The 3,253-nt window shown below is 42.5% G+C and carries 3 protein-coding genes and 1 pseudogene; 3 read left to right on the forward strand and 1 reads right to left on the reverse strand.

Translation table 11 applies throughout. The features are described 5' to 3' along the window. Positions 1-374: 374 nt before the first annotated feature. Together AC0UA9_RS16960 and AC0UA9_RS16965 are read left to right on the forward strand one after the other, a co-directional pair. Positions 375-938: a recombinase family protein gene (locus AC0UA9_RS16960; RefSeq protein ID WP_249016715.1), complete on the forward strand. Its 564-nt coding sequence runs from the start codon at positions 375-377 to the stop codon at positions 936-938. 258 nt (positions 939-1,196) lie between these two features. Beyond that, positions 1,197-2,450 carry a hypothetical protein gene (locus AC0UA9_RS16965; protein WP_317998471.1) on the forward strand — a complete coding sequence of 418 codons (1,254 nt, stop codon included), beginning with the start codon at positions 1,197-1,199 and terminating at the stop codon, positions 2,448-2,450. A gap of 55 nt (positions 2,451-2,505) precedes the next feature. Here AC0UA9_RS16965 and AC0UA9_RS16970 read toward each other — a convergent pair whose 3' ends face one another. Continuing rightward, on the reverse strand, positions 2,506-2,742 hold the full coding sequence (locus AC0UA9_RS16970; protein WP_475661871.1) for a transcription elongation factor GreAB: 237 nt from the start codon (positions 2,740-2,742) through the stop codon (positions 2,506-2,508). 177 nt (positions 2,743-2,919) lie between these two features. On the opposite strand from AC0UA9_RS16970, the pseudogene AC0UA9_RS16975 reads away from it, so the two are divergent. Then, a pseudogene (locus AC0UA9_RS16975) lies at positions 2,920-3,253 on the forward strand (hypothetical protein); the annotation flags it as partial.

The following is a 3,253-nucleotide window of genomic DNA, read 5'->3' on the forward strand; positions in this document are numbered from 1 at the left end:
GACCAGGCAATGCTTCAAACCCAAAAGTTGAGCCTACGATTGGAGCAGGCGCGTTCCCAACAATTGAACGGCACTCAGAGGGGTGGGTCAGCTGCAGGTAATGGCCAACCGGTATCAGCAAAAAATATTAATGAGCGTGAGATGCTGTCTCTTGAGCCCCCCATGCTAACGCTAAGCTTCTCTGAATATTACCGCCAACACCTTTTGTCTCTTATATAGGTTCAGCCTCCGCAAGATTAATGGGTCAAAAAGTGTACCTTTTGACCTGCTTCTATTATGCTTGAATCTTAATGGGTCATAAGTGTCATTTTAGGTTATGGCCTAGGTTCAAAAGAAAACCCCACCTTATGATCCAAAATTGAGGATACAGCTCAATGGCAACGATCGGCTATCTCAGAGTCAGTTCCAATGATCAAAGCACTCACTCTCAACGTAGCGAAATTGCGAATCGCCATAATGTCGAACGTTGGTGGAGTGACGAGGCAACGTCTGGTGTGTTACCTGCTCTGCAGCGTGCAGGATTTTCGGCCTTGGCAGAATATGTACGTGAAGGCGACGTGCTAGTGGTCTATGCGATTGATCGTCTCGGGCGCGATACAGTCGATGTGCTGAATACGGTGCAATTCATGCAAAGTAAAGGAGTGTCAGTTATCAGCCTGCGTGAAGGGTTTGATCTCAACACGCCCATTGGAAAGGCAATGCTTACGATGCTAGCCGCAATGGCCGAGATAGAGCGATCAAATATCCGTGAAAGGCAAATGGCTGGTATACGTCGAGCTAAAGCAGAAGGCAGGCATCTGGGCCGTCCCAAGAAGATCGATGCCGTTGAGATAAAGCGCTGGAGGGAGAAGAATGAGGCGAGCATTAGCAGAACTGCTCAGCATTTCCATATCTCAGAGTCGACGGTGAAAAGAGCATCAAAAATTAACGCGCCTTAGCAGCAACTGTGAGGTGGAGTTTAAAAATAAATATCTTTGGAAGTTTTATCTGCAGTGCTAGTCAATTCATAATTGGCTTAGATAGTGAGCAACTTCACCAATAGACTCATATGGGTATTTGGATAGCGTTGATAACTTTGTGCATTAAGTCAAGCTGCTGTTCAAAGAAGTACCGAAGATAATCTCTATTCTTTTTTTGGCTTTAGATTGTAATTTCCTTTATATTGTCATATCTATTCTTTATGTGAGTATATAGTCATGCAAAAAGACAACGTGAGAAATAAAAATGGTTATTTGTGCTATTTGGATGATATTGATGAGGGGGTTGAGGGGCTGATAAATGACTATTGGTTAACAGAAGAAAGTGATGAAGAAGCGTTTTTTTATTCAGTTGATAATGTTGCTAAAAAGTATAGTGTTAGTGGTGCTAAGCTGAGAGCGATAATAAATAATTTATGTGAGTATTATTTTTTTACAAGTAAAGTATCATGTGGCTGTTGTGACGGAGCAGTTTCAGTTTCGAGTAGGAAAAGATATAAAGAAGCACTTAGTGGAGCAAGTCTTACATGCGCGTCATGCCTTGAAGAAAAAAGGTTAGCTTACGAGAAAGAATGTAATGAACAGCTTTTGAATTATCTAGAATTTTCTTTAGAAGAGAAAGTATATGATTATGCTGATCTAAGTTATTTAGATAAAGTTTTTTTATTATCTATTTTGTCAGAAAGTTTTGCTGGTGAAGGACCATTAAGCTTCGGGGCTGAGGGGTTAAGTTGGTCAGGTTTTAAGAGTGTTGATTCAGAAGCTCTCAGTTCTCTAATTTCCAAAAAAGCTATTAAGGTTGTAGTGCCGATGGGAGAGGAGGCAAGGATGGCATACGGTCGACTAAGGCTTGGTAGTAGTTATCGAAATGCAGTTGAAATATTTGGCAAGGTTAAAGGAATTCCTCAGCCAGGCTTTTATTTTAACTTGCCATGTGGTTTTGATGATGTGAACGATTTTTTGTTAACAGTGAATGATGACGTAGTTAAGGGGGATATTGATATTGATGATATTAAGGCTATTAAGTGTTTGGTGAATGATATAAGAGTAGAAAAGCTCTATTTGCTTATAAAGTACGTGGGGTCTGAGTATAGGCTTAATATAAAAGAAAATATAAAGCTAGATGCCTTGCTTAGGTATGTTGCTGAAACATACCCGCTAGATAAGATCTATTATACCATGACAAGAATGTCTAAAGATGTTATCGAGTATATGCATAAAGAGCAAGTAAATAGGTTTGCATGCGAACATTTGTTTACAAGCTTCTTCGAAAATTACTTGTCGAAAGTGAAAGCATATGGTTGGGAGCTGAAAATAAAAAAAGCACTTCCCCAGGAGTTAGAAAGCTCTAATTTGGAGGCAATGATAACTGCTATTTTTTTAAGTGGGTGCTTAAACTGGAATGAGCTTTCCGCCACCGATGTTGCAGAACGATGGGTCTCAGGGCTAAATATTGTTGACCTAAGCTCGTGAAATAGTACGCAATAATAGTATAAATACTATTTTTTTGTTATTTAAAAACAATTGCTTATGGCGAATAGTATGTTGTTTGGGGTTCTTTTGTATAATCGGCATTTTCACTGCGGTCACCCTGGGCGGCCGCTTCGCCAACTTTGGCCGAAATGGCGGGGCGTTTAACTCGCGATAGATGGTCCAGGACAGCACGTAGACGAGCCGCACCCTCTGCTGTGATCAGGTTGCTTTTAGGTTGTTGGCGCGGGTCTTTCGCTGGGTCGCGCCAGCGCGTCATATTTCGGCCTTTCATTGCGTTTTTCACCTCCTCAAAGAGCACCAGCTTACGCTAATGGCAGTGGGGTTAACAAAGCGCTTATTTATTGGCGATTCATTCAAACGTTCGTTACATTATGGGTGTGGGGGTTCAAAACCCCAGAACCAAACGTATTGCTTGCTAGAAAGCACAAAAATAAATCAGGAGCTTATTATGCGCACATCCCCTTTTTCTCGTTTAGTCATTGCAGCGGCATTAGGTAGTGCCTTAGCGTTAGCCCCATTAAGCGTGTCGGCGTATGAAAGCGATGTGTTCTCGCTAAAGAATCGTTGGGAACACACCGTCACTGAGATGCCTGCTAACGAGCGTGAGAGCACGCTTAAAGCGCTAGCCAATGAGGTTGAGCAACTGGCTAACCAATATCCTGATCAAGCGGAGGTATTGGTCTGGCAAGGCATCGTGCTGGCGTCCTACGCACGTGAACGCGGCGGTCTTGGTGCATTAGGCACCGCGGGTGATGCCCGTGATGTGCTGGAGAGAGCCATTG

The organism is Colwellia sp. F1, assembly GCF_056238625.1.

Excerpts from the sequence above, each read along its gene's own strand:
- AC0UA9_RS16965 (WP_317998471.1), top strand. The coding sequence starts at position 1,197 with ATGCAAAAAGACAACGTGAGAAATAAAAATGGTTATTTGTGCTATTTG.
- AC0UA9_RS16960 (WP_249016715.1), top strand. The coding sequence starts at position 375 with ATGGCAACGATCGGCTATCTCAGAGTCAGTTCCAATGATCAAAGCACT.
- AC0UA9_RS16970 (WP_475661871.1), bottom strand. The coding sequence starts at position 2,742 with ATGAAAGGCCGAAATATGACGCGCTGGCGCGACCCAGCGAAAGACCCG.